The organism is Nonomuraea marmarensis (assembly GCF_043197025.1).
Classification (GTDB): Bacteria; Actinomycetota; Actinomycetes; order Streptosporangiales; family Streptosporangiaceae; genus Nonomuraea; species Nonomuraea marmarensis.
On record NZ_JBICRM010000008.1, the window covers coordinates 349,334 to 374,590 of the forward strand.

Genomic DNA, 25,257 nt, shown 5'->3' on the forward strand with positions numbered 1-25,257 from the left:
CGGTAGGCTCACAGGCATGGACTTCGCCTTCGACACCGTCACCGAGGACCTGCGCGAACGACTGCTGCGCTTCATGGACGAATGCGTCTACCCCGCCGAGTCCGCCTTCGAGGAGCAGGCGGCGACCAGCGGCTGGAGTCCGCCGCCGCTGATGGCCGACCTGAAGGACGAGGCCAGGAAGCGCGGCCTGTGGAACCTGTTCCTCCCAGGAGAGCAGGGCGCGGGGCTGACGAACCTCCAGTACGCACCGCTGGCGGAGATCATGGGCCGGAGCCCCACGCTCGCCCCGACCGCCACCAACTGCGCCGCCCCCGACACCGGCAACATGGAAGTGTTGTCCATGTTCGGTAGCGAGTGGCAACGCAAGGAATGGCTGCAGCCGCTGCTCGACGGGGAGATCCGCTCCGCGTTCGCGATGACGGAGCCCGACGTGGCCTCCTCCGACGCCACGAACATCGCCACCTCCATCACCCGCGACGGCGACGAGTACGTCATCAACGGCCGCAAGTGGTTCATCTCCGGCGCGATGAACCCCAACTGCAAGATCTTCATCGTCATGGGCAAGACGAACCCCGACGCGCCCAAGCACCGCCAGCAGAGCATGATCCTGGTGCCCCGCGACACGCCGGGCCTGCACATCAAGCGCGGCATGCACGTGTTCGGCTACACCGACGCCGACCACGGCGGCCACGCCGAGATCGTGTTCGAGGACGTACGCGTGCCGGTGGAGAACCTGATCGGCGAGGACGGCGGCGGCTTCGCCATCGCCCAGGCCAGGCTCGGCCCCGGCCGCATCCACCACTGCATGCGCCTGATCGGCATGGCCGAGCGCGCCGTCGAGCTCATGTGCAGGCGGGCGCTGGCCAGGACCACGTTCGGCAAGCCAGTCGCCCAGCAGGGCGTGGTCCAGGACTGGATCGCCGAGTCCCGCATCAGGATCGAGCAGTTGCGCCTGCTCGTGCTCAAGACGGCCTGGCTCATGGACACGGTGGGCAACCAGGGCGCCCACACCGAGATCCAGGCCATCAAGATCTCCACCCCGATCACCGTGGAATGGATCCTGGACAAGGCCGTCCAGGTGCACGGCGCGGGCGGCGTCTCGCAGGACTTCCCGCTGGCCGGGCTCTGGGCGGGAGCCCGCGCGCTGCGCCTGGCGGACGGCCCCGACGAGGTGCACAAGCGGTCGCTGGCCTATCGCGAGCTGAAGAGGTGGATGTGAACGAGGCGGAGATCAAGGAGCGGGTCGCGGCGTTCCTCGGAGAACACGACCCACGCGGGGGGCACCGGCTGGAGTTCCTGCGGGCCAGGTTCGACGCCGGGCTCGCCTGGGTGTGGTTTCCCGAAGGTCTCGGCGGGCTGGGGGCGTCGCGGGAGCTGCAGCAGGTCGTGGAGCGGGAGCTGGCGCACACGCCGCAGATCAACGCCGGAGTCCAGGGCATCGGGCTGGGGATGGCGGCGCCGACGATCCTGGCGTTCGGGAGCGGGGAGCAGAAACGGCGCTTCCTGCGGCCGCTGTGGACTGGGGAGGAGATCTGGTGCCAGCTCTTCAGCGAGCCCGGCGCCGGGTCCGACCTGGCCACGCTGGCCACCCGTGCGGTCAGGGACGGGGACGAGTGGGTCGTCGACGGGCAGAAGGTGTGGACGTCCGGTGCTCATCACTCCCGGTGGGCCATCCTGGTCGCCCGTACCGATCCGGACGTGCCCAAACACCGCGGGATGACCTACTTCGTCTGTGACATGCACGCGCCCGGCGTCGAGGTGCGGCCGCTGCGGCAGATCACCGGCGAGGCCGAGTTCAACGAGGTGTTCCTGACGGGCGTGCGGCTGGCCGATGACTTGCGGCTCGGCGAGGTCGGCGACGGCTGGCGGGTCGCGCAGACCACGCTCATGAACGAGCGGGTCGCCATCGGCGGGGCTCCCGTGCGGCGGGGCGGCGGGATGGTGGCCGCCGTGCTGGACGCCTGGCGCGAGCGGCCCGAGCTGCGCACCCACGACCTGCACCAGCGGCTGTTGTCGTTGTGGGTGGAGGCCGAGGTGACCCGGCTGTCCGGGGCGCGGTTGCGCGAGCAGCTCGTCGCGGGGCAGCCCGGTCCTGAGGGCTCCGGGATGAAGTTGTCGTTCGCGCGGCTCAACCAGGCGCTGTCGGGGTTCGACGTCGAGTTCAGGCGCGACCTGGGGTACGACGACTGGACGTTCCGCCGTTCCGAGAACGTCGACTTCTACGGCCGCGGCCCCGGCTACCGCTACCTGCGGGCCAAGGGCAACTCGATCGAGGGCGGCACCTCCGAGATCCTGCGCAACATCATCTCCGAGCGGGTGCTCGGCCTGCCCTCAGAACCCCGCGTCGACAAGGACGTGCCCTGGAAGGACCTGCCGCGATGACACGGAGCGAACCCGACGCAGTGAGCGGAGTGGACCGTGAGGAACGAGCGGGCCGCGTAGCGAATGAGGAGTGGTGAGCGACCAATGACACTGCTGTATTCGGAGGTCGAGGAGGAGCTCAGGGCTGCTGTGCGGAGCCTCCTCGCCGATCGCTGCCCGCCCGCCGCCGTGCTCAAGCGGATCGAGTCCGAGCCCTACGACCTGGACCTGTGGAAGACGCTGGCGGGTGAGATCGGGGTGGCCGGGCTGCTCATCTCCGAGGAGTACGGCGGCGCGGGCGCGTCGGCCAGCGAGGCGGCCGTCGTGCTGGAGGAGCTGGGCCGGGGAGTGGCGCCGGTGCCGTTCTTCACCAGCTCGGTGCTGGCCACGCGGGCACTGCTCCCGACCGGTGACGCCTTACTGGGCGAGCTGGCGGAAGGGCGGAAGACCGCGGCGCTGGTCGTGCCGTTCGCCGCGTCCCCGTACAAACCGGGTGAGTCTGTGCGGCTCGACGGCGGGCGGCTGTCCGGGAGCGTCGGCGGCGTGGCCGGGGCGGACGTGGCCGACGTGCTGCTGGTGCCCGTGGACGGGGAGCTCTACGAGGCCGGAGAAGGTGACGTCGAGGTGGTGCCGTCGCTCGACCTGACCCGGCCGGTCGCTACCGTCACGTTCGAGCGGGCGAGCGCTCGGCGCATCGGGGCGTGCGACCTGTCCGAGGTGCTGCGGCACGGGGCGGGGTTGCTGGCGTCCGAGCAGCTCGGCGTGGCCGAATGGTGCCTCGACACGACGCTCGCCTACGTCAGGGAACGCCACCAGTTCGCCCGGCCGATCGGCTCCTTCCAGGCGATCAAGCACCGGCTGGCCGACCTGTGGCTGGACGTGGTCAGGGCCAGGGCCGCCGCCCGGTCCGCCGCTGCCGATCCCTCCCCGGTCTCCGTCGCCGTGGCGCAGTCGTGGAACGCCGGTGTGGCCGTGCACGCCGCCGAGGAGGCCCTGCAGTTGCACGGCGGGATCGGGATGACGTGGGAGCACCCCGTACATCTCTATCTCAAGCGCGCCAAGGCCACCGAGATCGCGCTCGGCACGCCGGGCGACCACCGCGCGGCGCTGGCCTCACTCGTCGACGTCCCCGGCCCCGAGTGAGGCCAGCAGCAGGTCGGCGAAATGCCTGCCCACCTGGGCGCCGGTCAGCGGCCCCTCCGCGTGGAACCACGTGCCCAGGTGGTGCACCGAGCCGAAGAAGTAGTCCACGACCAGCTCCGCGGGCACCCGGTCGCTGAGGATGCCCTGGCGCTGCCCCTCGGCCACGAGGTCACGGAAACGTTCGTGGTAGCGGCGGCGCTCGGCGCGTACGGACTTCTGCGTCTCCGGGGCCAGCAGGTGCATCGACCTGAAGAAGATCTTGGAGTCGTCGAGGTTCGCGGTCGTGGTCTCCACGACGTCGGCCGCGGCCCGGTGCAGCCGCTGCTTCAGCGTGCCGGGGCCGTCGGCGATCCGCGCCAGCCGGTCCATCTGCATGCGGAGCACCCGGGCGTAGATTTCGTGCAGCAGGTCGTCCTTGGAGTCGAAATAGTGGTACATGGCGCCCTTGGTGACGCCTGCCGACAGTACGATCTCCTGCACCGAGGTGCCCTCGAAGCCGCGCTCGGCGAACAGCCTGGTCGCCTCGGCGAGCAGCCGCTGCCTGACCGGTTCTTCTTTCACTTGGTCCCCCTTGTCACCCGCCTTAGCATACCGACTGGTCGGTTGAGGTCATTTGATGGTCTTGCGGGTACTAATTACGTCACCTTAGGCTCGCCTTGGTTGGGGAATGGGTATCTCTTGACCGGCGAGGGATCTTCGGCGTGGCAGATCCTGGAAGACAACTACTCATTCGGGGAGTTTGCCGTGCCTGGTGGCTCTATCTACGTAAAGCAGGACGAAAAGTACACAGGCTCTTCCCCGCAGTGGTGGTACGAGAAATTCTGGCGCGAAGACGCCCAGAACCGGCGCAGGTCACGGTACGTCAAGGCCGGCGTGGCGTTCGTGATCGGGGCCGCGCTCGCGCTCAGGTTCGATCTGACGGGTGCCGCCCCTCTGTTCGGCCTGCTGTTCGCCGGGATCGTGGCCGGGGGAGACTGGTACCTCGACTGGCGCTCGTTCTATGCGACGGCGGTCTGGCGCGGGGCGCGGCAGGGCGAGGCGATCACTGGGAGGATGTTGCGCAGGTCGCTCGGCCGGCTCGGCTACACCGTCCTGGACGGCCGGGCCATCCGCGGGCAGGCCTCCATCGACCATCTGATCATCGGTCCCGGCGGCGTGTGGATCGTGGACAACGAGTCCTGGAGCCCCGACACCGAGATCGCCTGCTACGGCGGGCGGCTGTTCTTCGGCGAGAAATATGGCACCAAGGTGGCCAAGCCGCTGGTGGAGACCGCTGAGGCGTTCGCCGAGCTGCTGTCGCGCGAGACCAGGGTCCCGGTGACGATCAAGCCCATGCTCGCCGTGCACTGCGGGCTACTGCCCAAGGGCGGCATCCTGGTCGCGGAGGGGCTCATGCTGCTCAAGCCGCGGCTGGTGGCCAAGCAGATCAAGGCGGCTGAGGGCGGCGTGCTGAACGACGAGCAGATCGAGCTGCTCGCCCGCACCGCGGCCAGAGAGCTCCAGCGCGCCTAGGCGAGCGTCTCGATGAACGCGGTGAGCTGGGCGACGTTGCGGCACTCGTGCATCGGGACGACCGCGCCGTAGTCGCTCGCGATCGAGTCGCCCGTGTCCCACTGCGCCGTCCGCTCGGGATTGAGCCAGTACGCGTGGCGGGAACGAGACACGAGGGATTTGAGCACGTCCAGGGCGGGCGGCTGGTAGTTGGAGCGGGCGTCGCCGAGGATCAGCAGCGAGGTCCTGGGGCCGATGGCGTCGGCGTACCGCTCGGCGAAGCGCTCCAGGGAATGACCGTAGTTGGTACGCCCGAAGCGCACCATGTCGGCCTCGTTCGCCAGCCTGGTGATGGCCTCGACCACGTCGGCCCCCGGGACGAAGAACCTGGTGATCTCGTCAACGGTGTCCACGAATCCGAACGCCCGTACCTTCGTGAACTGCTCCCGCAGCGCGTACGTGAGCAGCAGCGTGAAATGGGCGAACGACGAGACCGAGTCGCTGGTGTCGCAGAGGATGACCAGCTCGGGCTTGTGCGGGCGGGGCGGCTTGAAGTGCGTGGTCAGCGGCACGCCGCCGCTCTGCAGCGAGGCCCGCATCGTCCTGCGGAAGTCGAGCCGGCCGCGCCTGCCCTTCCTGTGCTTGATCGTCAGCCGCGCGGCCAGGCGTCTGGCCAGCGGATACACCTCCCTGCGCAGCCTGGCCAGATCGGCCTTCGTGACGCGCAGGAAGTCGATCTGGTCGAGCGGGGGGCGTACGGCGGAGCGGGCGATGCGTTCGATGCCGGAGTCCTCGGCGATGCGGCGGCGCACGTCGGTGGCGACCGCCTCCTCGAAGCGCCTGGTGCCGGCGTTGACCCGCTGGCGTACAGTCTTCTCGGCCAGGCCGCCGCGTTCCCGGCCGGCGAGGACGTTCTGGAGGATGCGGGCCATCAGGGTCTCGGGGGAGAGAGCGCGCATGACGCTGTAGGAGAACCAGTTCTGGCGTCCGGGTCCGGCCTGCTGGCGGCCGAAGCGCTCGACCATCGCCTGGGCGAACTCGCGTAGCTCCTGGTCGGTGCCGCCGGTCAGGAGCTCGGCCAGGTGGTCGCGGAGTTCGGGCAGTTCCGCTTGTTCCGGATTTATCCGCTTATGCGGGCGTTCGGCGTACATTCCGCTGGTTGCTGCCGGGAACCACAGGTCGAACAGCACGTCGAACCCCGGCCGGTACGCGGGCTTCTTCACCAGCGTCGCCGCGTAGGCGGCGCGCAACGACTCCCGCTCGCTCAGCTCGATCACCCGCAGCGCCCGCGCCGCGTCCAGCCCCTCGGCGAGGGAGACGGGCACCCCGGCCGCGCGCAGCGCGTGGATGAATCCGACATGCCGGTCGACCAGCGACCTCCGCTCAGGCATCCGGCAACCCCAGCTCCTTGATCGCCCGGGTCTGGTCGGAGGCGTGCTTGAGCACCACACCCAGCGTCCCGGCCACCGTGGCCTCGTCCAGCTCCTCCCGGCCGAGGGCCAGCAGCGTGTTCGCCCAGTCCACGGTCTCGGCCACCGACGGCGCCTTCTTCAGCTCCAGCGCCCGGAGCGTGGCCACCGTCCTGGCGAGTTGCTCGGCCAGGTCGGCCCGGATGGTCGGCACCTGGGCGAGCACGATGTCCCGCTCGCGCTCGGGGGTCGGGTATTCGATGTGCAGGTAGAGGCAGCGCCGCTTGAGCGCCTCCGACAACTCGCGGGTCGCGTTGGAGGTCAGCACCACGTACGGCTTGCGCGTCGCGGCGATGGTCCCCAGCTCCGGGATCGTCACCTGGAAGTCGGACAGCAGCTCCAGCAGCAGCCCTTCGACCTCGACGTCCGCCTTGTCGGTCTCGTCGATGAGCAGCACGGTCGGGAGCTCGGACCTGATCGCCTTGAGCAAGGGCCGCTCCAGCAGGAACTCCTCGCTGAAGATGTCGTCGTCCGCGCTGGTGGCCTGGATCCTGAGCAGCTGCTTCTTGTAGTTCCACTCGTACAGCGCCCTGGCCTCGTCGAGGCCCTCGTAGCACTGCAGCCTGACCAGCTGGGCGCCCGTGGCCATCGCCACCGCCTTGGCCAGCTGCGTCTTCCCCACCCCTGCCGGGCCTTCGACCAGCAGCGGCTTGCCCAGCGCGGCGGCCAGGAACACCGAGGTGGAGATGGCGTCGTCGGAGAGATAGTCCACGGCGGCGAGCCGCTCCGTCACGTCGGCGGGCGAGTCGAACATCGATGCTCCTGTCTGGTAGCCGAACTTTATTCTAGCGTTATGGGTCCGGCTGATACTGATTCGACCAGGATGGGGATCACCGGTATATTCCTTTCAGCGCGCGCCGCTAGCTCAGTTGGTTAGAGCAGCTGACTCTTAATCAGCGGGTCCGGGGTTCGAGTCCCTGGCGGCGCACCGCACAGAAACCCCAGCTCGGTGCGCCGAGCTGGGGTTTCTCGGGTTTGGAACGGCCCTGGCGGCGCCGAGGTTTCTCTGAACTATGGGGCCGTTCCGTCCCAAAGCCTCTGATCTGGAGCTCTCTGAAGCCGAATTGGTGATGCCAGAGGAATGACAGCGAGATCTTCCGGAGAGCGAGAGCCGCTCCGCCTGCCGCCTCAGTACTGTGACTTCGCATGACCGACACCGAGATCGAGATCACCGCAGACCTGGTCCGCGACCTGCTGCAGGAGCAACATCCAGACCTTGCAGGGCTGGCCATCCGCGAAGTGGCGGGCGGTTGGGGCAACCAAATGTGGCGCCTCGGGGACGAGTTGGCCGTGCGCATGCAGCGCATGGACCCCACCCCGGAGCTCCAGCTCAAGGAGCGGCGGTGGCTACCCGTGCTGGCCCCGCGCCTGCCGCTCCCGGTGCCGACCCCGGTGCGGTTCGGCGAACCGTCCGAGCGCTTCCCCAAGCACTGGACCGTGATGACGTGGGTTCCCGGCGAGCCGCTGGACCACGGCTCGATCAGCCGCGGCGCCCACGCGGCCGACACGCTGGCGGGCTTCCTCCAGGCGCTCCATGTGGAGGCGCCCGCCGAGGCGCCGATCACTACGGACCGCGGTGCCCATCCCAGGAACTGCACGGACGGCTTCGAGAACTTCTTCCAGGCCGTTGCCCCCGACGACATCGCTGCCGACGTCCGGGACGTCTGGGACGACGCCGTTGCGGCCCACGCGTGGGAGGGCCCGCCGGTGTGGGTGCACGGCGACCTCCATCCCGCGAACGTCGTCGTCTCGGACGGAACGCTCTCGGGCATCATCGACTTCGGTGACATGTTCGCCGGCGATCCGGCGTGGGACCTCGCCGCCGCATGGGTGCTGCTACCCGCGGGCACGGCCTCACGGTTCTTCGACATGTACGGGCATGCAGACGAGGCGGCGATCCGGCGCGCCCGCGGGCTGGCCGCTATGAAGAGCCTCTTCCTGATGCTCATGGGGCAGAACGGAGATCGGGGCCTTCCCGGCGGCAAGCCGAACTGGGGACCTGCAGGCCGGGCGGCACTTGATCGTGTTCTGAAGGGCGTTTGATGCACACTTCTTGAACTTGTTCTCGATCTTGGTTGAGGGCCATGCGGCAGCCCACCTTCGTGGGGTTCATCGATCACCGCGCGTGGTGGGGATGCCAAGGTCCACGGCCGTATGCTGCCCGTGGCCCCGATCGAGCTGGCGGAGCTTCTCCTCGGCGCCAGCCAGGCTGACCTGGAGTCCTTCGACTTCGCCGAGCCAGCCTTCCGTCTCGGCTTCGGCGATTCGGGCGATCAAGTTGTCACGGATCTCGGCAAGCCGTGCCCGTTGGGCCGGGTCAGGTCGGAGGAGCGAGCATCTGACGCAAGCGTGCTCGTGCTGGCATGGGGTGCCGTAGGGCCGGCCGCAGGAGCCCGGCTCGACCTTGCGCTTGTCGAAGTTTCTCTGCACCATGTCAACCGAACTTCGCGGCGAGGTTAGCAGGGTGCCGCCAAGTCATTCTCCGTAGATATCGACCGCGGTGACGAGCGATGGGTCGATGCGCAAGTAGTGGGACGGCTCGACCGGTCAGGCGGTGATCACCGGCGGCACCGTCCACGACACCGTCAGGAACGGGGCCAGCGGCGTCGCCCTCGCGCACTATCGAGTGACCACCTATCAGGAAAGCTGCGAGGAAGTGGACGGCTTTCCTATGTGTCACATCGAGACCGACGTACAGGAGAGCGAACCCGAACCTGCGGTCGGGCGTGTTTCCACCGGAGTCGGGACCAGCAAGCCGATTACGCCGTGGCCGGTGCCCGCGCCCGGGCCGCCGGCCTGGGTCCAGGTGGGGCTGTGGGTCAGGGTCTGCACGATCGACTTCAGCGAGGGCGGCGTCCGGAGGGCCTGCTCCGGCTTGGGCTGAGACGCGGCCACGGTTATGCCGGACCAGGAACGGCTCGGCGAGGTCATGGGGCGCATGTCGGCAGTGCCGGATTGTCGCGGGTGCGTATACCGGACAGCCATGCGTGGCCGCGGGGTACGTCGTTCAGTTGAACGCGGTACCAGCGGGTGCTTTTGGTGCCGATTTCGTCGGTGACCTCGTCGCCATCGTAGAGAACGCAGTCGGCTTTCAGCGTCTCGTCATGCCACACGCGGTGGCTCACCACATTCTGGGCGTCATAGTTCAGCCGTGGGTTGATCGCCAGGCCGATGCTGCAGCCTGGGACTCTGTCGCCGCGGTTCCTGCAGCGTTCGTCAATGTTGAAGACCCGCATGCGGGCGGTGGCGCCGGAGTCCGGGACCACGGGCGTGTCCGGTCCGTCGTCAACGAAATTCAGCGAGGCGATCACGATTGCGGCTGTCGCTGCCAGGACAGTGACCGTCGCGAGCGCCGGCCGGCGACGGCGGTGCGAGTTTTGCGGGTGTACGGGTGCGTCCGCGGATGCTGCCGGTGAAGTTGCGATGTGCTCATTGTCGGTGACGTTCGCTGGTATTTCGCCGGGCGCGGTCAATGATGATCGTGACGCATCGGCGAGGGCCCACAATCGATGGAGTTCCCGCAGTTCCTCGTTATTGGCGCCACATGCCTTCGCGAATCTGTGAACCACGCCGTAGCCGGGTGGAATCTTGGTTCCTGAGCAGTAGCGGTGAAGGCTTGAACTACTGACTCCGGTGCGCCTCGCCAGCTCTTCGAAGCTGATCTCGGCGCGATCTTTGAGTGCTCTTATCCGGGCGGCGAACCGCTCGGTTTCCTTTGATCGCATCACGTGACCCCTGTACGACCATGCGACCTGCGTATCAGCTCGGCTTCCGGCGTCCCACCCGCATCCCAGCCGGTCGCGAAGACCGCAGCCAGCGGCCGCAAACCCATCCCACCATCCCATCTCGACGCGCTTTCTTGCAAGGCGGCTTCCACGGTCGCGAAGGTGGCTGTTGCAGGGATCGGCTGACGCCGAGGAAGGGTTCGTACGTTCAAGGAAAAGGAAATTCGCCAGCGACGACGCTGGACGTCCGTAAGCCAGAAAGAAAGAGGTACGCTCAATGCGCAGTACAGCGATCAAGGCGAGACGACAGCTTTTGAGGGGAGCGCTGGCGTCGGCGACGGCAGTTGCCGCCGTCTCGGTTCTTTCGGCCGGAGCGTATCCGGCAGTGGCGCAGCCGGCCGAGCGAAATCAGGCGGTCCGCACCCCGCACGTCCAACCCATTAGAGGAGGAGACGTGAGGCACGCGGACTTCCCGCACACCCGTCCGGGCCTCATACGCGCGGGAAAATGGGTTCACCGGCGTAACAACTGCGGTGACTCGTTCTGCACCATCCAATACTATCCGCCCAGGAATACGTACCGGGCATACAAGATGTTCGGGTGCGGCACGTTCAGGCTCCACGATTTCGTGGGGCGCTACCACACGCACAATCACGGATCGTTGTGGGTGCGCCTCCTCGACAGGAATCAGAACGTAGATCGCCGCATCGGGCCCGGCAGGAGGCCCATTGTGAACTGGGGCCCGGTCTTCTTCGTGAAGACCTGTAACAGGTCCTGATCGGTGAACGTGGTGTGTGGCCGATGCGGCGCGGTGGCATCGGCCACACACCACGTAGTCGTACGCGGCGGCGGCCTCTCCGCGGCGCAGGCCGCGCAGGGTGATGAGGTGATAGACGGCATACAGCCGATGGCCGCTGATCGCGGTGAGGAACGTAGCGGTCTGGGCAGCGGTCCAGATCTCCACCCGGGGACGGGTGCCGCTGCGTTGCCATTCGGCGATCTGGTCGCTGGTCCACACGACTGCATGGGGGGTAGCCGGGGGAGCTCGATGGAGCGGGACGGATTGTCGAGCAGAAGGTTCTCTCGAACGGCGGCGTTGAGCGCGGCTGCGCGACCGCTGCTATGGTTCGATCTGTCCGAATACCAGAGTGGGGTCGTAGTCGTCGACCATGCCAATCGGCTCGTCGAGAGTGATCGTGAAGTTCCAGCCCTCGTTCTGGATCGCCTGGCCAAGTTCGTCCCAGGTCAGCTGTCGGCCGTCGACGACCACGGCCATCTCATCTGGGCTGCGCCAGATGATCCTTCCCCGTACCTCGCGGTCGGCGATGGTCAGCTTGCCGCTGAATGGGCTGCGCTTGAGATAGTGCCTGCCGATCTCGCGGCAGCGGATTACGTCCGGTCCGGTCACACATCCACGAGTTCCAGCAAGCGTCGCACAGCGTGCCCACCGGGTTCAGATGAATCCGGGCGGGTTGCCCGCACCTGCTGCATTTCGCGCTTTCGGTAGCCACCTGCTGACTCTACGCCTTCGGGTGTCTCGGGCCGCGTACGTGAGATCGGCGAGGCGATACGCTCGCCGTCATGCCCTCCATAGCCGAGAGTCCGGTGTTCGCAGCCGCCCACGCCCTGGCCGCCTGGGTAGGCGAAGGACGTGCGGTGACGCCGGGCGGCGCACTCAAGCCCACTCTCGTCCCGGATGCCGCGAAGGCCATCAACGTTTCTTGTCCGATCAAGGTACGGCGGCTGAGCGATGTTCCCGAGGTGTTTCGGGCATGGCTGACCGCGGTAGCCACCGAGATGGTCACGGTCAGCGGGGCGCGTGCCGTACGCTCCGAACCCGAACCGTACCTGGACACCGCCCGCGGGTATGCGGCGCTGGAGCAGGTGATCGCGGCGCAGGTCACCGATCCGTGTGGGGCGGACCCGCGGATCTGCTGCCAGGTGACGCTCGATCTGCTCGCCGAGGAGGAGCCGCCGCTCGGGCAGGCGCTGCGGCGCGAAGCCGAGGCCGTCATGCGGCAGCGTCGCGACTGGGACTGGCGCGCATCCGGGCTGATCGACGGGCATCCCGTGGACCGGGTCGTGACCATTCTGCGCGAGTTCGGCGCGCTGGACACCCGACTGAACGTGACTGAATTGGGCGAACATGCCCGCCGTGAACTGGCGGACCGGATCCCGCTGCCGGTCACGCCAGACCTGGACGCGGCCGAGGTGCTGCGCCGGGTAGCCATGTCCGCCGAGGAAGACGTACCGGAACTGCTGTGGCGATGGCGGATCCCTGACCACGGCTCGCACGCAGACCTGGGGAAACGGCTGCTGGAGTTGTTGGAGGCCGCTGCGGCGGCTTCTCCGGCCGGGCGGATCAGCGCGATCGACGCGGTGGCCGAACGCGGAGAGAGCTCCGAGCCGTTGTGGCGGCACGTGCGCGACCAGCCCATGCTGGGCCCGCATGCCCGCTGGTGGCTGGGCGAGGATCTCCCCAGACGAGATCGGCAGTGGATCGGGGCCGAATACGGCTTGGCCGCCTTGGAACGGCATGACCCCGTCGACGCCTGGTACGTCCTGCTCGACATGACCGGTGACGATCCCCGAGCCGCGGTGGGCGACAGCGGGCACCCGGAGGCAGCGCGACTGCTGGCCGCGCTGCCCGAGACTCCGCCGGGCATCCCTGTCTACCAGCTCAAGATCTCTCTGGCCGCCGGGATATGGCGGCGGGTCCTGGTGCCGGAGAACTACTCACTGGGCCGACTCCATCAGATCATCCGGGTGCTGTTCGGCTGGTCTGACAGTCACCTGCACGTGTTCAAGGCCGGTAAGCGCCGCTACAGCGACCCCTTCATGAGGCTGGAGGAATGCGGGGACGAGAACCTGCACCGTCTGAACCGGGCACTACCCGCTCCCAAATCGACCCTGTCGTACACCTTTGACCTTGGCGATTGCTGGCGGCACGAGATAGTCCTGGAGAAGGTCCTCATCGAGGAGATCACCGTCCCGGTCTGCGTGGATGGCCGTGGCGACAACCCGATCGAGGACTACAGTCCCGACTATCCCGAGGAATCGGAGCCGTTCGATCGGGATGCCGTCAATCAGGCCTTGGCGCGCCCGGCCCCGTCGTGGGACGACGAAGAGGAGCTTTCCGGCTCAAGCATCTCGTAGGTCAGGAACGTCTTCCGGGACTTGGACCCGGTCACGTTCATCGCCCGTGGCCTCCAGGGACATGGCCGGCGGCCATCGCAACGCAGGCATGCCATGTGCCCGCTGTGTCGGCATGCCAGGACATCCGAGCGGCACGGTACTCGGACTTCGCCTCACGCAGCACCCGCTCGACCAGGTCGATGTCCCGGGCGACCTGCGCTCCCCGGAACAGCTCGACCATGAGCTCGGCGTTGGGCGTGCCGTAGTTGGACATCAGGCAGGTGATCTCGATGAAGTCGCGCCAGAACACCCCGGCGTCAAGGCCCGCCTGTCGCCACGGTGTCCTCGCGTACACGTCGAGCGCCCCTTCGACGATCATGCCGACGCGGCCGTAGGAGTCGTCGCAGTTGGCCTGCGCCTGGTGGAGGAGAGTGAGCGCGGCTCGCCGCGCCGCGACCTGCACCGCCGGTGCATCGCTCTCCTGCTTGCCCGCAAGTGTGACGATGTCGTCAGCCAGATCGCCGGCGAGCCATCCGTCCTCGGCATACCGCCAGGCGGTCACGTCGACGCCGGCATCGAGAAGTCGGTAGGCCGGGCCCGGCGAGACGGGGAATTTCTCCCACCAACCCGACATGGCCCTGCGGGTCAGCCGTCCGGACGGCAGATCCCGCATCGGTTCGGTGATCGTGTACCGCTGCAGACTCGTCGACTTGATCAGCTTGTTCCTGGCTTTGGTGGCTGTCCGCTTGTCGGGTGTGCCGATCAACGTAGCGGCGGTCAGCTCGGCCAGCTCCAGCCGTTCCCGCAGATTGACCAGATGGCTCCACTTGGCCTCGCGGATCTCGCGTCCGATGTAGCGGTGGGACTCCCAAATCGCCTGGTCCAAGGCGTCCCAGTTCCCGTCGTGATCGATCAGACAGAGTGTGCAGAACCACAGGTCCCAGTACGACCACTCGCCAATGTCGTCGGCCTTCCAGATCTCCGGCCCGTACATCGTCGCGCTCATCGCCGGGTCACCCGATCGACGGTGATGTCGGTGACGGTCCAGGTGATCGCCGGTATTCCCGCCAGAGGGGCTGCTGGGTCGGCCGCGTGGTTCCACGCGGCGGCCACGCTCCGGTTGATGTCGTTGGCTGCTTCGGGGGCGTTCTGTACGGCTAGGGCCCGAAGTGCGGCCAGATCGCCGAGCTGGAGCTGGACCGACCACAACACCTGGAACTCCCGATCGGCTACCTGGTCGACCGCGTGCTCGACGACTTCAAGGCGGATCGCGCCGCTTTCCAGCAGCGGCCACAGGCCGACTGTCGGATCGAGCAACCAGTCGAGTGCTCCCTCTGCAGTTGACGCGATCACCTCCCGGGTGTCGGGGAGGTCCTCATCGTTGTCGGCGTCGCCGATCTCGATGAAGGTGCCACTGTCGAAATCGGCCAGCGCTCGATCGCGGAGCACAGCGAGATCGCGCACGACGACCTGCGCGGTCACCGCCCGCTGCCAACGCTGCCCGGAACGACCTGGGTCGGGGGATCCGGTCACGGGTGGCATCGCCGGGGCGGGTAGATCAAAGAGCGCGGGGGTCTGCTCGGACATAATCGAGACCGTATCGCGGGGCCGCGGATTCACGGTCCTGATCGAAGCGGTCGGCCGTCAGACACGGGGCTTCTTCGTGGGCGAGCCGAATGGTCAAAGCCGCGCGATTGCCCGGCCGGTTGCTCGGTGGTTTCGAACAGGGATCATGGATCGCGTTCGGCCTGCACAACAACGCCCCGCCGCCAAGCAACCTCCAGTTCCCTTCACTTGCCGCGCACCGAGTGCGGCGCCGATGATTCGAATCGCTTCCGTGGTCTGTGCTCGCCGCTTGCTGGGCATGGTCCACTACTCTGTGGTACCGTGTAGTGGTACTCGGTGCCACAGAGTACCAGGAGGACGGAAGAGGACCCACGATGGACGACCTGACGGAGATGCTGAAGGGCACGCTTGAGGGCTGCGTGCTTGAAATCATCGGCAGCGAGGAGACCTACGGGTACGCCATCACGCGTCGGCTGAACGAACTCGGCTTCGCCGACGTCGTCGAGGGGACGGTTTACACCATCCTGTTGCGACTGGAGAAGAACGGGCTCGTCCAGGTGACGAAACGACCGTCCGGGCTGGGTCCGCCGCGCAAGTTCTATGCGCTCAACGAGGCGGGGCGCGAAGAACTTGCGACGTTCTGGGCGAAATGGGAGTACATCACATCACGGATCGACAAGCTCAAGGAGGGCGGGAGATGAACTTCTGGGAAACCATGACAGGCAGCGATCTCACCAGGGAATGGAAGGCGTTCGAAGTTCGGGCCGAGGCATTGCCGGCCGACTACCGGGCGGCGTGGGGAGAGATCATAGGTCATCTTTTTCCCTACGGGGACTTCACAGGTCGAAACCTGATGCCGATTCTCGACGGTGCTCTGGGGCTGCTCGAGGAGACAGCGGCCGATGGGCGGAGCATTCACGAGGTGCTGGGTGACGACATCGGGGGCTTCTGCGCGGCGCTGGCCGGCGGAGAAGGGGCTCGGAGCTTTCGCGACCGGTGGCGCGAGCAGTTGAACAGGAATGTCGCAAGGAAATTGGGCCGGCTAGGAGGCTGATGTGGGCATCCAAGACATCATCGAGGGCAAGAAGCAGTGGCGGGCGCACATGGCGCGGGTCAAGGCGCTCCCGCCGGACTACCAGATCGTCTACAAGGAGATTCAGAGGTACTTCTTCAAGGTTGGACCGATCGACTTGCTTGGCGGGTCCCTGCTCTCAGGGATCGTCGATTTCTTCGAGGAGGGCGTCGCGGCCGGCAAGGGAGTCCTGGAACTCATCGGCAACGACGTCGCTGCCTTCTGCGACGACCTGGTCAAGGACTCGCGCACCTACGCGGACCTCTATCAGGAGTCCATCAGCGGGGAACCCGGCACGGCCGAGAAGTAACACCCGTCGACCCGGCCTTATACCGCTTGATCAGCGCCAGCGCCTGCATCATCGGCGCATGCACGGTGTTGGTCGACCCGAACTCCAGCGCCTCGATGATCTCAATCAAGCCCGTGCGGTAGTGGTTGGTGCAGGAGGCCTTGAACACGCGCTGCTTGTGCTGCCGGTACGAAGATCCCTTGACCTTTACTCGTGCAGCAGCGTCACCAGAGTCTTGTAGCCGCCGGGCACCGCGGGATAGATGACGTCCTCGACCGTCTCGGTCGGTGCCTCCAGCGCGGCCTCGGTCATCTTGAATCTGAACTCTAGCCCCTCACCGGCCCGCTCATCGGCGCGGCCCGGTCGACATCTCCACCGGCAGCGGCGAGCTCCGCGTCCGCGCGATCGGCGCTTGCGGGGCCATCAATGAACTCCGGCGGATACCCCGAATCGGCGAGGCCACCGGCGACCTGCCGGGTGAACTCGCCCAGCGGCGACATCGTCGTCGAGCGTGCGCACGGCGCGCTCACCGCGAAGACCGCCTCGGGCGCCGTCCGGGTCGGAGAGGTGTTCCTCCACACCTACGCCGGAAACCGCGAGGTCGGCATCCGGGAGAGCACCGTCGGCTGGCTCGACGTGAACGCCATGGCCGGCAACGTGCGCAACGAGCTGAGCACCGCCAACGGCCCCAGAGAAGGCCGAGCAGATCGTCAAGGCGCGCGCACACCAACACCGGTGACATGGTGCTCCCGGTCTCTGCCCGGCGACTCCGACGAACCCACAAGACAACGAAGACAGAAACGAAGACAGAGACGAGGAACCATGACCAATGCGAAGTGGACCGGCATGATGCCGGTTGACGGCGCCATCCTGCGCAAGGACGCCCCGGCCATCGCCGAGGCGGTCCGAGAGGTCGCCGCCCTCGACCGCGGGGAACCCTCGCTGAGCAACCGAGCTTGAGGTCGACGGGCTGGGCAGGTCGTAGGAACGCCAGCCAGCGCCCCAACATCACGAGCTTCGATCTCGATGCCGCCGACGCCCCGATCATGGCGCGAACAGGACCCGGGATTCGAGGTCGAGACGTTTAGTGGGTTCGGCGGCTGGCGGCACCCGTCACTGACAGGCGAAGACCTCAGCGCTGTCCAAACTCATCGACAAACACTGTCGCTGCTCACCTACGTAATCAGCCGAGCGAGCGAGCCGAAGCGGCGCTACCAGTAGCCCTGGAGACACTCACCGGGCCGATTGAGGACAGCGGCGCTATCGGCCAAGGCGGACAGCCTGCCGGCGATGCCGGAAGATCTCGCCGACTTGGTCGAGCAGAGCGCGGCGGACGGAACTCCCATCCGCGAAGTCGCCGGGCAGGACTGGGTGGAGTTCGCCGAGGCATTCCTAGCGAACCATCCGCCGGGTCAGTGGATCAGCCGCGAGCGAGAACGGCTGACCAACACCATCGATCGCGCCACGGGCGACAAGCCGTGACCAAACAGAGAACGGATATCTGAATGACAGCCAATAAGGTCCGAGGGCCTGTGATCCACGTGCAGGGCCTGCAGAAGTCGTACAAGGAGCTGCAGGTACTGCGCGGCGTGGACTTCGACGTGGCGCGGGGCAGCATCTTCGCCCTGCTCGGCTCCAACGGGGCAGGCAAGACCACGGTCGTGAAAATCCTGTCCACGCTGCTCAAGGCCGACGCGGGCACGGCCAGTGTCAACGGCTTCGACGTCGCCACGCAACCGGCGAACGTGCGGGAGTCGATCAGCCTGACGGGGCAGTTCGCGGCCGTCGATGAGATCCTCAACGGGCGGGAGAACCTGGTGCTGGTTGCCCGGTTGCGGCACCTGAAGGAGGCGGGCAAGATCGCCGATGGTCTGCTCGAGCGTTTCTCGCTGGCCGACGCGGGCGCGCGGAAGGTGTCGACGTATTCGGGTGGCATGCGCCGCCGCCTCGACATCGCGATGAGCCTCATCGGCAATCCGCCGGTCGTCTTCCTCGACGAACCGACCGCCGGGCTGGACCCCCAGGCGCGCATCGAGGTGTGGCAGGCCGTCAAGGAACTCGCCCACCACGGTACGACGGTGCTGCTCACCACGCAGTACCTGGACGAGGCCGAGCAACTCGCCGACCGGATCGCGATCCTGCACCAGGGCCGGATCATCGTCAACGGCACCCTGACCGAACTCAAGCAACTGCTCCCACCGGCCAAGGTCGAATACGTCGAAAAGCAGCCGACCCTCGAAGACGTCTTCCTCACCCTCGTCGGCGACGACCGCAGCGCCGGCACGAACGCCTAAGGAACCACGATGAGCAAGCATTTCTTCGGAGACACCGCCGTCCTGCTGGGACGATCCCTGCGCCACATCGCGCGCAGCCCGGACACCATCATCACGACCGCGATCATGCCGATCGCCATGATGCTGATGTTCGTCTACGTGTTCGGCGGCGCGATCAAAACAGGGTCGGATTCGTATGTGAACTACATGCTGCCCGGCATTCTGCTGATCACGGTGGCCTCGGGCATCGCCTACACCGCGTTCCGGCTGTTCATGGATATGAAGGGCGGCATCTTCGAGCGCTTCCAGTCGATGCCGATCGCACGCTCGTCCGTGTTGTGGGCGCACGTGCTGACCTCGCTGGTCGCCAATGTGATCTCGCTCGTGGTCGTCGTGCTCGTCGCCCTGCTCATGGGCTTTCGCTCGGCGGCGGGAGCGCCCGCATGGCTCGCGGTCGCCGGCATCCTGATCCTGTTCACCCTGGCACTGACGTGGATCGCCGTCATCCCCGGCCTGTCCGCCAAGACCATGGAAGGCGCGAGCGCGTTCTCCTACCCGCTCATCTTCCTGCCGTTCCTCAGCTCGGCGTTCGTGCCCACCGACACCATGCCCGGCCCGGTGCGCGTCTTCGCCGAGTACCAGCCGGTGACCTCCATCGTCAACGCCATCCGCAACCTGTTCACCCAGCAGCCGGTCGGCACCGACATCTGGATCGCCCTCGCCTGGTGTGTCGGCATCCTCATCGTCGCGTTCGCCTTCGCCATGAACACCTACCGCCGCAGGACCGCCTAGGTAGCTATCCCCTTAACCGACCAGTCAGCGATTTCGGTGGCACGGTGCCACCACCTCACCACCGAGGAGGCCGAATGCCGGCAGATCCGCCCGGTTCACCTGGGCTGCGCGCGTCCGACACGGACCGCGACGGGGTCATCGAACTGCTGCGCGCCGCCGTCGCCGACGGCCGGCTCGACCCGGTCGAGTTCGACGAGCGACTGGACGCGGCGCTGGCCGCCCACACCATCGACGCGCTGACCCCGCTCATCACCGACCTGATCGCGGTGCCAGGCGGCGACGGCGCACTCACGCTGCCGTTCGCCGGGACGCCGGCCGAGCCGCCAGCCGAACTGCTCACCATCAAGGAACGGCACGGCTCGGTGCGCCGCGACGGCCGGTGGACGCTGCCGCACCGGCTCGCGCTGCGCACCGCGTGGTGCGACGTGATGCTGGACCTGACCAACGCGGTGCGCAGCGCACCCGAACTGGTCATCGAGCTGCGGGTGAGCGGCGGCAACGTGGAGTTGATCCTCGCGCCGGGCATGGTGGTCAACGCCAACGAGCTGTCGGTACGGCACAGCATGGTGGCGATCAGCAGGGACGCGGGCGACAACACGCCGGAGACGCTGCACGTCCGCTTGGTAGGCCGGATGCGGCACGGCCGGCTCGACACCCGGTGGCAGGGGACGCACCGGTGACGCGGAGGCAGGGCCCGGATACCGAGGTATCCGGGCTCTGACATCTCGCGCGTGGTGCGGGCTGACCAGCATTCATCGCTGGCATCCTCCGTGGACGTCGGCCCTGATCTTTGGTCACGTGATGATCCCGTAGCCGAGCCGGCTCCGCCTCCGTGAGCGAGGTCGCGCAGTCCGGTCAGGTCTCCGGTTGGGGTTGCGGTCGGGCGGGGAGCTCGCGTTTGGGGGCGATCCGGACGGATGGTGGGGATGTGTCGATGACGGCGCGCTCGAAGTCGATGCCGGCCTCCTCCGACGGCTGGATGCTGAACAGCTGGCCCATCGCCTGCGAGCTGGTCCCCAGTGTGGCGCCCGCCACGGCGAGGAAGCCGTACAGAAGCTTGGTCTTCTGGGCGATCATGGCGTTGGTGAGCACGGAGAGCCGGGTGAGCAGGATCTCGCCCGCGACGCGCAGGTGCGGCGTCAGCTTCATGGCCTGGCAGAGGACGACGTAGCCGAGGACGGACGCGGCCAGGGCGCCGATCTCCATCCAGTAGAGCGCGTAGCGGTCGCGTACCTGGTCGACCTGCGACTCCATGTTGTAACACAGGCCGCTGAGCTTCTGCAGGTCGCCGCCGAACAGGGAGGTGGCGTGCAGGAACGCCTCGCGGTCGTCGGCGATCCAGCCCGACCTGGACAGGAAGACGGCGTTGCCGATGATGTTCGGGTATTCCACTTCCAGGGCCTTGGCCAGCGAGTTCCAGTTGGATTTGGCCTCCCCCATGCCCTGGAGGTTCGCCACCGCGGTGGTGACGATCGTGACGCCCACCATGATCCCCGGGGCCGATCTCGCGGCCACTTTCAGGTCGTCGAGCGCGGCCTTCGCGTGGAGCGCGGCGTAGGGCATGGGTCAGGTCCTCCTGTCGGCGGTCACTGGTAGACGACGGTGCTGGCGTCCTCGGCCGCTCGCCAGTTCTTCTTGACCGTCTCCAGATCGTCGATCCACTTGGAGACGGCGTCGATGGCGTCCTGGGTGTAGCCCTTGACGTCGTCGCGGACGCCGTCGTACTTGCCGATCAGGACGAATCCGAGGCTGCCGAAGCCGGGGAAGGGGACGTCGGTGCTGTCAACGGACGTCTTGAGCCGTTCAAGGCTGGGGATGACCTTTTCGTGGAGGTTCCGCTGGATGTCGGCGATGGTCTGGGAAGTGACGTGAATGTCCTGCGCCATAACCTCTCCTTCGCTCGTTGCTTGCAAGCTGCGAAACACCGGCTTAACGCAGGATGAGGATATCTAGTATTTTGTCGGGAGTCAGGAGTGATCGACGTTACAATTGGTACATAAGGGGCGCATGGTGGTCGATCCCAGTGGCGAGGTGGACCTGGAGCGCACCGCCCGGGAGGCCGAGCAGACGCTGCGCCGCCTCGCCGGCCTCCAGGACGAGCTCAACACGATCCGCGGCACGGGGACGGCGGCGGACGGGCAGATCATTGTGTACGCCGACAACTCCGGCCGGATCGAATCGATCGACCTCAACCCACGCGTGATGCGCATGTCCAGCCAGGACCTGACCGACGAACTGGTCCGGGCGGTCAACGCCGCGCAGGACGACTCCGCCCGGCAGGCCCGCGAACTGATCGCCGGGGCCGGGGTGGACATCTCGGCGGACGAGGTCGCGTTCGAGGCGATGGAACGCCGAATACTGGACGCCCACGCCGTCTTCGCCAGGGAGATGGAGGGCTACAGCCGTCCATAACTCGGCGAGCATGATCCTTCGTTCGGCTCGCGGATGAGCTCGTGCCCCTCTGCGGTAAACGATCAGATCGGGTCCTGCAGAGCCGCTAGACGCCTGCGACGGCGCAGGATGAGGCCGGTCACGGAGGCGAGGATGAGCACGGAGCCCATGGCCACCAGCATCCGGCCGTCGGGCCCGGCCTCACCACCGCCTCCGGTCGCGACGCCTCCCGCAGGGGTTCGGGTGGTGGTCGTCGTGACGGTGTGAGTCGGTTCGGGGCTCGCGGTTTCGGGGTCGGTGGTCTCTGTCGTGCTGGTCTCGGGACTGGGGCTGCCTGTCTGGCCGGTTCCGGGGATGGCGAGGGGGTACTCCGTCCGGGCGGGCGTGTCCAGGACCTCGCACTCGATCACGATTTCCTGGGGGCGGGGGCCGAAGTTGATCGCGGCCGCGTGCACCGTGCCTTCGCCCGGCCTCCGTGGGGTCGTCTTCAGGTTGACCGTCTCCTCGGGGAGCGGGATGGGCGCCCCCGGGGTGATCGTGCCGAGTTGGCCCACTCCGGTGGCCGAAGTCAACTGGTCGATCGAGCTTATGCCCGCGTAGGCGTACAGGTTGATGTCGCCATCCAGGCCCGTGGCGGGCGCAAGCAACTCCTCGCCTTCGACGTACGAACCGCGCCACCCGATCGTCATCTCCACAGCCACCTCGGCGTCCGTGGGCACCGTCAGCTCGACGTCGACCTGGATGGTCTGCTTCTCGCCGGTGGCCTTCGTTTCGCACATGTACCCCACGGCGCTCGCGACCTCGTGCGCGGCGGGGGCGGCCGCGTGCGAGAAGACGAGGACGGCTGAGACGACCAGTTCGACGCGCACGGCGACTCCCTTGCGGCAGATGATGCACCAGAGGAGACGGGGCATGCGGACGCTGGGTTGACAACTGTGTCCACATCCGGACAAGGCGTACGCTCGGTCAAGTGGATGAGCAGGCAGATGCGCCGGTGGACGCCGATGTTCGTCTCAGCCGGGTCATGATCTCGGGTCGCTCTGGTTCGAAGCCCACGCCGCGTAGCCGGACGGGAAACGCGGTTTCGCCTGACGCCGTACGGCTTGTGCTTCGAAGGGGTGACGGGTCGCCTATTCGTGGGCGTGGCGGTAGGCCGTCAGGACCTCTGAGCTTAGCCGTCCCCGATCGGGCACTTCGAAGCCATGGCCGCGGGCCCATTTCCTGACTTCGGCGGTGGTCGCCTCGGGCGCCGAGGTGGCCTCTGCCGTCGGCTGGTCGTGGTCGGCGTGGTCGGCGACGGTGTAGGCGGCGGCGAGGAAGCGGTAGGTCCACTCCTCGGCCAGCTTGCGGGTCTCGCAGAACATGATGGGCACCGTGGGGAAGGCCACCTGGAGTTCGGCGATCGCGTCGGCCACGACGGCGGGGCGTACATGTTCGAGCTTGAAGACCTGGGAGTAGCGGTCCTCGACCACCACCGCGGCGTGCGGGAGGGTGGCCAGCTCGGTGAGCTGGTACTTCAGGCGGGTGTTGAGCAGGCTGGCGACCAGGTCCTGCAGGCTTTTGCGTTCCACCGCTGCCTGGATCCGGCCGCCGGCCTCCACAGCGTAGTCGCCGCAGGTCAGACGTCGTTTGACGGTTTCGACCTGCTGGCGGGGGAAGCGGTAGGCGTACCGTTCGCCGCTGTCGATCACGATGGGCAGCGCGGTCACGCCGGAGGCGCGGGCGGTCGGGGTGGTCACGTTCGGGCGAGCCTGCTTGCGGACGCGGGCCGTCTGCCAGAAGATCGCGTCCCGGCCACGGGCCTTGGTGAACACGATCTGCGAGCGATTCTCGCGTGCCCGGTCGAGCACCAGATCGATGGCAGCGCCGCGCCGTACGCAGGAGCGGACGGGGACCCGTTCGACCTCCTCGGGGTCGTGCGGCCACTCGTCCGGGCCGGAGGGATGGCAGTAGATCGCCTTTTCCCTCGGCCACGTCCCACCAGCGCGCAAGATCAGCCCGTCGGGGCCGAGAGGCAGCCTGACCAGGTACGGCAGCCGTGAATCCGGATCCGGATTGCGGACGATGACGAGCTCGGTCATCCGTCCAGTCTGGTCGATGACCCGGTACACCTGGAATGGAACCACGCCGAGCCCTCCCTGATGGTTCCCGAGGGCGGGCGGCTACGCGCCTGCGGCTTGGCCATGGAGTGCATGGCCCGGCCATCGATGTCCGCACGCGGAGCCGCGGCGGGGGCGCTGTGCCTCGTACGGGTCGAACGGCTGATCTGCGTCAATCGAACAGTCGCCTCGGGGTCAATGTTCACGCGCGTCGACGGTCCCGATCAAGGACGCTCCGAGGGCAGTTGTCATGTACAGGACGTTGCGCCCGGATCGCTCGCGCGCGACCAGCCCGGTCTCGCGCAGCACGCCGAGGTGCTGCGACACTGCACTGGGCGTGACGCCCAGCGCACGCGCCAGGTCCGTCGTCGTTGCGGGGGACCGCAGAGCCTCCAGCAGTTCGGCCCGCGCCCGGCCGAGCAACCGCACCGCGCCGCCCGCGGGTGCCTGCGTTCCCGCGGTCCACAAGGCACCGATGCCCCGCGCCGGATAGCGCACGGTGGTCTGCGTGGAGGTGCTCTTCTTGATCAGTACGTACGGCGAGCCGAGAGCGACGGGCATGAGGACCAGCCCGCCCGGACCGCGATTGACGAGGAGGTCGGCCCGCCAGCGCTCTCCCCCCAGCAGCAGCCGGCCATCGCGCCAGTGCAGATCCGGGTGCAGGTCGGCGAACAACTTCTCGGCACCGCCCGCGGCCAACTGCTTGGCGCGGTAGATGACGTCCGCGTCGAGTACGGCCCGGATCCGTGACCAGTGCGGCGCGATGAGCCGGTCGTGTGCCGCACGTAGTTCGGCGGCGATCGCACGCAGGCCCGGCGCCGGTTGCTCGGCGAGCGCGGCGACGGCGTCGGGGGGTTGTTCGCCGAACACGCGCCGGAGGCTGGTCCGTACTTGACGAGCGGTTGTCCTCTGCAACGCCGCCAGATCGTCCTCGATGGATGCCGCTGCGCCGAGTGGGGCCGGGACGAGGAACTCCGGCCAGTTGGGCCGGTCGCTCACGAGCAGTGGCCAGGTACGCGAGAGGTCGAGTGGCTGCCTGTCGAGCTCGTCCGCCGCCCACCGTTGCCACCGCAGGTTGATCGGGTGCCGATCACGACCGGCCAGCTGCTGCAGGCTGGACACCGTCTCGGACAGTGGCGAGATCGCGAATCGCGTCGCCGCCAGCTCGGCCACGCCGAGATCGATCCTCAGGGCCATGGTCCCGAGTATGTAGCACTGACCTAAAAGCTGTCGTGACGGCGCCCGGCACCGGACGATCCCGACATGATGCTGGACGCTGGGTCACGCTTGTCCGCGGCCTACTGGCGGTTTTGGTGGGCGACGGGACCCTGGTGGCCAATTCGAGGGACACACGTCGAGGTCCGTGATCTTCTGCTGATGTGTCGCGATGATGCCTTCTGCAGCCGGTTTCCCCTCACCCGGCCGTAGAACTGGAGCGCGTGGTGTCGGTG

30 protein-coding genes and 1 tRNA gene are annotated in these 25,257 nt (G+C 67.3%); 17 read left to right on the forward strand and 14 right to left on the reverse strand.

The genetic code is table 11. The annotated features are described in order from the left end of the window. The first annotated feature begins 16 nt into the window (after positions 1-16). From ACFLIM_RS16475 to ACFLIM_RS16485, 3 genes are all read left to right on the forward strand, one after another. Positions 17-1,219: an acyl-CoA dehydrogenase family protein gene (locus ACFLIM_RS16475; RefSeq protein WP_393166140.1), complete on the forward strand. Its 1,203-nt coding sequence runs from the start codon at positions 17-19 to the stop codon at positions 1,217-1,219. Continuing rightward, positions 1,216-2,382, forward strand: coding sequence for an acyl-CoA dehydrogenase family protein (locus ACFLIM_RS16480; RefSeq protein WP_393166209.1), 1,167 nt, complete (start codon positions 1,216-1,218; stop codon positions 2,380-2,382). The genes ACFLIM_RS16475 and ACFLIM_RS16480 overlap by 4 nt, the downstream gene beginning before the upstream one ends. 84 nt (positions 2,383-2,466) lie before the next feature. Next, the gene (locus ACFLIM_RS16485) at positions 2,467-3,504 is read left to right on the forward strand and encodes an acyl-CoA dehydrogenase family protein (protein WP_393166142.1); all 1,038 of its coding nucleotides are present in this window, start codon (positions 2,467-2,469) and stop codon (positions 3,502-3,504) included. Here the strand turns inward: ACFLIM_RS16485 and ACFLIM_RS16490 are convergent. Beyond that, entirely contained in the window at positions 3,475-4,065 is a 591-nt protein-coding gene (locus ACFLIM_RS16490) for a TetR/AcrR family transcriptional regulator (RefSeq protein ID WP_393166144.1), read from the reverse strand. The genes ACFLIM_RS16485 and ACFLIM_RS16490 overlap by 30 nt on opposite strands. Before the next feature lie 183 nt (positions 4,066-4,248). Between ACFLIM_RS16490 and ACFLIM_RS16495 the strand changes: the two genes are divergently transcribed. Beyond that, entirely contained in the window at positions 4,249-5,016 is a 768-nt protein-coding gene (locus tag ACFLIM_RS16495; RefSeq protein WP_393166146.1) for a nuclease-related domain-containing protein, read from the forward strand. Here the strand turns inward: ACFLIM_RS16495 and ACFLIM_RS16500 are convergent. Both ACFLIM_RS16500 and ACFLIM_RS16505 read right to left on the reverse strand, forming a co-directional pair. Next, on the reverse strand, positions 5,013-6,386 hold the full coding sequence (locus ACFLIM_RS16500) for a vWA domain-containing protein (RefSeq protein WP_393166148.1): 1,374 nt from the start codon (positions 6,384-6,386) through the stop codon (positions 5,013-5,015). The genes ACFLIM_RS16495 and ACFLIM_RS16500 overlap by 4 nt on opposite strands. Beyond that, positions 6,379-7,218: an AAA family ATPase gene (locus ACFLIM_RS16505; protein WP_393166150.1), complete on the reverse strand. Its 840-nt coding sequence runs from the start codon at positions 7,216-7,218 to the stop codon at positions 6,379-6,381. Before ACFLIM_RS16505 ends, ACFLIM_RS16500 begins: the two co-directional genes overlap by 8 nt. 100 nt (positions 7,219-7,318) lie before the next feature. On the opposite strand from ACFLIM_RS16505, the gene ACFLIM_RS16510 reads away from it, so the two are divergent. Beyond that, a tRNA-Lys gene (locus ACFLIM_RS16510) sits at positions 7,319-7,392 on the forward strand. Between the two features lie 218 nt (positions 7,393-7,610). Further along, positions 7,611-8,507, forward strand: a complete 897-nt coding sequence (locus tag ACFLIM_RS16515) for an aminoglycoside phosphotransferase family protein (protein WP_393166152.1) — start codon at positions 7,611-7,613, stop codon at positions 8,505-8,507. Positions 8,508-8,573: 66 nt separating this feature from the next. On the opposite strand, the gene ACFLIM_RS16520 is transcribed toward ACFLIM_RS16515, so the two are convergent. Continuing rightward, a complete protein-coding gene (locus tag ACFLIM_RS16520) occupies positions 8,574-8,741 on the reverse strand; it encodes a hypothetical protein (protein ID WP_351307758.1) in 168 nt (55 codons plus the stop codon). 277 nt (positions 8,742-9,018) lie between these two features. Here ACFLIM_RS16520 and ACFLIM_RS16525 point away from each other — a divergent pair, with 277 nt between their 5' ends. Continuing rightward, on the forward strand, positions 9,019-9,348 hold the full coding sequence (locus ACFLIM_RS16525) for a hypothetical protein (RefSeq protein ID WP_393166154.1): 330 nt from the start codon (positions 9,019-9,021) through the stop codon (positions 9,346-9,348). Positions 9,349-9,391: 43 nt separating this feature from the next. Here ACFLIM_RS16525 and ACFLIM_RS16530 read toward each other — a convergent pair whose 3' ends face one another. Continuing rightward, positions 9,392-10,189: a helix-turn-helix domain-containing protein gene (locus ACFLIM_RS16530; RefSeq protein ID WP_393166156.1), complete on the reverse strand. Its 798-nt coding sequence runs from the start codon at positions 10,187-10,189 to the stop codon at positions 9,392-9,394. Positions 10,190-11,309: 1,120 nt separating this feature from the next. Then, positions 11,310-11,597 (reverse strand): DUF7713 domain-containing protein, encoded by a 288-nt coding sequence (locus tag ACFLIM_RS16535; RefSeq protein WP_393166158.1) that lies wholly within the window; start codon positions 11,595-11,597, stop codon positions 11,310-11,312. A gap of 173 nt (positions 11,598-11,770) precedes the next feature. On the opposite strand from ACFLIM_RS16535, the gene ACFLIM_RS16540 reads away from it, so the two are divergent. Next, complete coding sequence (locus ACFLIM_RS16540) at positions 11,771-13,345, forward strand: plasmid pRiA4b ORF-3 family protein (protein WP_393166160.1); 1,575 nt, start codon at positions 11,771-11,773, stop codon at positions 13,343-13,345. 37 nt (positions 13,346-13,382) lie between these two features. On the opposite strand, the gene ACFLIM_RS16545 is transcribed toward ACFLIM_RS16540, so the two are convergent. Together ACFLIM_RS16545 and ACFLIM_RS16550 are read right to left on the reverse strand one after the other, a co-directional pair. Continuing rightward, on the reverse strand, positions 13,383-14,330 hold the full coding sequence (locus ACFLIM_RS16545; RefSeq protein ID WP_393166161.1) for a hypothetical protein: 948 nt from the start codon (positions 14,328-14,330) through the stop codon (positions 13,383-13,385). After that, complete coding sequence (locus ACFLIM_RS16550; RefSeq protein WP_393166163.1) at positions 14,327-14,911, reverse strand: hypothetical protein; 585 nt, start codon at positions 14,909-14,911, stop codon at positions 14,327-14,329. The genes ACFLIM_RS16545 and ACFLIM_RS16550 overlap by 4 nt, the downstream gene beginning before the upstream one ends. A 353-nt stretch (positions 14,912-15,264) precedes the next feature. Here ACFLIM_RS16550 and ACFLIM_RS16555 point away from each other — a divergent pair, with 353 nt between their 5' ends. Genes ACFLIM_RS16555 through ACFLIM_RS16565 form a run of 3 tightly spaced genes read left to right on the forward strand, consistent with a single transcriptional unit; the run spans position 15,265 to position 16,272 of the window. After that, the gene (locus ACFLIM_RS16555) at positions 15,265-15,591 is read left to right on the forward strand and encodes a PadR family transcriptional regulator (protein ID WP_393166165.1); all 327 of its coding nucleotides are present in this window, start codon (positions 15,265-15,267) and stop codon (positions 15,589-15,591) included. Beyond that, on the forward strand, positions 15,588-15,944 hold the full coding sequence (locus tag ACFLIM_RS16560) for a DUF1048 domain-containing protein (protein WP_393166167.1): 357 nt from the start codon (positions 15,588-15,590) through the stop codon (positions 15,942-15,944). The genes ACFLIM_RS16555 and ACFLIM_RS16560 overlap by 4 nt, the downstream gene beginning before the upstream one ends. 1 nt (position 15,945) lies before the next feature. After that, positions 15,946-16,272, forward strand: a complete 327-nt coding sequence (locus tag ACFLIM_RS16565; protein WP_393166169.1) for a DUF1048 domain-containing protein — start codon at positions 15,946-15,948, stop codon at positions 16,270-16,272. On the opposite strand, the gene ACFLIM_RS16570 is transcribed toward ACFLIM_RS16565, so the two are convergent. Continuing rightward, complete coding sequence (locus ACFLIM_RS16570; RefSeq protein ID WP_393166171.1) at positions 16,241-16,420, reverse strand: hypothetical protein; 180 nt, start codon at positions 16,418-16,420, stop codon at positions 16,241-16,243. The two genes, ACFLIM_RS16565 and ACFLIM_RS16570, sit on opposite strands and share 32 nt — an antisense overlap. Positions 16,421-16,677: 257 nt before the next feature. Here ACFLIM_RS16570 and ACFLIM_RS16575 point away from each other — a divergent pair, with 257 nt between their 5' ends. The 5 genes from ACFLIM_RS16575 (at position 16,678) to ACFLIM_RS16595 (ending at position 19,996) form a co-directional block, all read left to right on the forward strand. Continuing rightward, positions 16,678-17,211 carry a hypothetical protein gene (locus ACFLIM_RS16575; RefSeq protein WP_393166173.1) on the forward strand — a complete coding sequence of 178 codons (534 nt, stop codon included), beginning with the start codon at positions 16,678-16,680 and terminating at the stop codon, positions 17,209-17,211. Between the two features lie 330 nt (positions 17,212-17,541). Then, the gene (locus tag ACFLIM_RS16580) at positions 17,542-17,733 is read left to right on the forward strand and encodes a hypothetical protein (RefSeq protein WP_393166174.1); all 192 of its coding nucleotides are present in this window, start codon (positions 17,542-17,544) and stop codon (positions 17,731-17,733) included. A 23-nt stretch (positions 17,734-17,756) separates the two neighbouring features. Beyond that, positions 17,757-18,545 (forward strand): ABC transporter ATP-binding protein, encoded by a 789-nt coding sequence (locus ACFLIM_RS16585; RefSeq protein ID WP_393166176.1) that lies wholly within the window; start codon positions 17,757-17,759, stop codon positions 18,543-18,545. Between the two features lie 9 nt (positions 18,546-18,554). Continuing rightward, complete coding sequence (locus ACFLIM_RS16590) at positions 18,555-19,316, forward strand: ABC transporter permease (protein WP_393166178.1); 762 nt, start codon at positions 18,555-18,557, stop codon at positions 19,314-19,316. A 74-nt stretch (positions 19,317-19,390) separates the two neighbouring features. Further along, on the forward strand, positions 19,391-19,996 hold the full coding sequence (locus ACFLIM_RS16595; protein WP_393166180.1) for a DUF1707 SHOCT-like domain-containing protein: 606 nt from the start codon (positions 19,391-19,393) through the stop codon (positions 19,994-19,996). A gap of 175 nt (positions 19,997-20,171) precedes the next feature. Here ACFLIM_RS16595 and ACFLIM_RS16600 read toward each other — a convergent pair whose 3' ends face one another. Then, positions 20,172-20,879, reverse strand: a complete 708-nt coding sequence (locus ACFLIM_RS16600) for a hypothetical protein (protein ID WP_393166182.1) — start codon at positions 20,877-20,879, stop codon at positions 20,172-20,174. A 23-nt stretch (positions 20,880-20,902) separates the two neighbouring features. Further along, complete coding sequence (locus ACFLIM_RS16605; protein ID WP_393166184.1) at positions 20,903-21,202, reverse strand: hypothetical protein; 300 nt, start codon at positions 21,200-21,202, stop codon at positions 20,903-20,905. 121 nt (positions 21,203-21,323) lie between these two features. On the opposite strand from ACFLIM_RS16605, the gene ACFLIM_RS16610 reads away from it, so the two are divergent. After that, positions 21,324-21,728, forward strand: coding sequence for a YbaB/EbfC family nucleoid-associated protein (locus ACFLIM_RS16610; protein ID WP_393166186.1), 405 nt, complete (start codon positions 21,324-21,326; stop codon positions 21,726-21,728). Between the two features lie 62 nt (positions 21,729-21,790). Here ACFLIM_RS16610 and ACFLIM_RS16615 read toward each other — a convergent pair whose 3' ends face one another. From ACFLIM_RS16615 to ACFLIM_RS16625, 3 genes are all read right to left on the reverse strand, one after another. After that, positions 21,791-22,576 carry a hypothetical protein gene (locus tag ACFLIM_RS16615; RefSeq protein WP_393166188.1) on the reverse strand — a complete coding sequence of 262 codons (786 nt, stop codon included), beginning with the start codon at positions 22,574-22,576 and terminating at the stop codon, positions 21,791-21,793. Between the two features lie 261 nt (positions 22,577-22,837). After that, the gene (locus ACFLIM_RS16620) at positions 22,838-23,788 is read right to left on the reverse strand and encodes an ERCC4 domain-containing protein (RefSeq protein ID WP_393166190.1); all 951 of its coding nucleotides are present in this window, start codon (positions 23,786-23,788) and stop codon (positions 22,838-22,840) included. 213 nt (positions 23,789-24,001) lie between these two features. Further along, complete coding sequence (locus tag ACFLIM_RS16625; RefSeq protein ID WP_393166192.1) at positions 24,002-25,003, reverse strand: ArsR/SmtB family transcription factor; 1,002 nt, start codon at positions 25,001-25,003, stop codon at positions 24,002-24,004. Positions 25,004-25,257 lie beyond the last annotated feature (254 nt).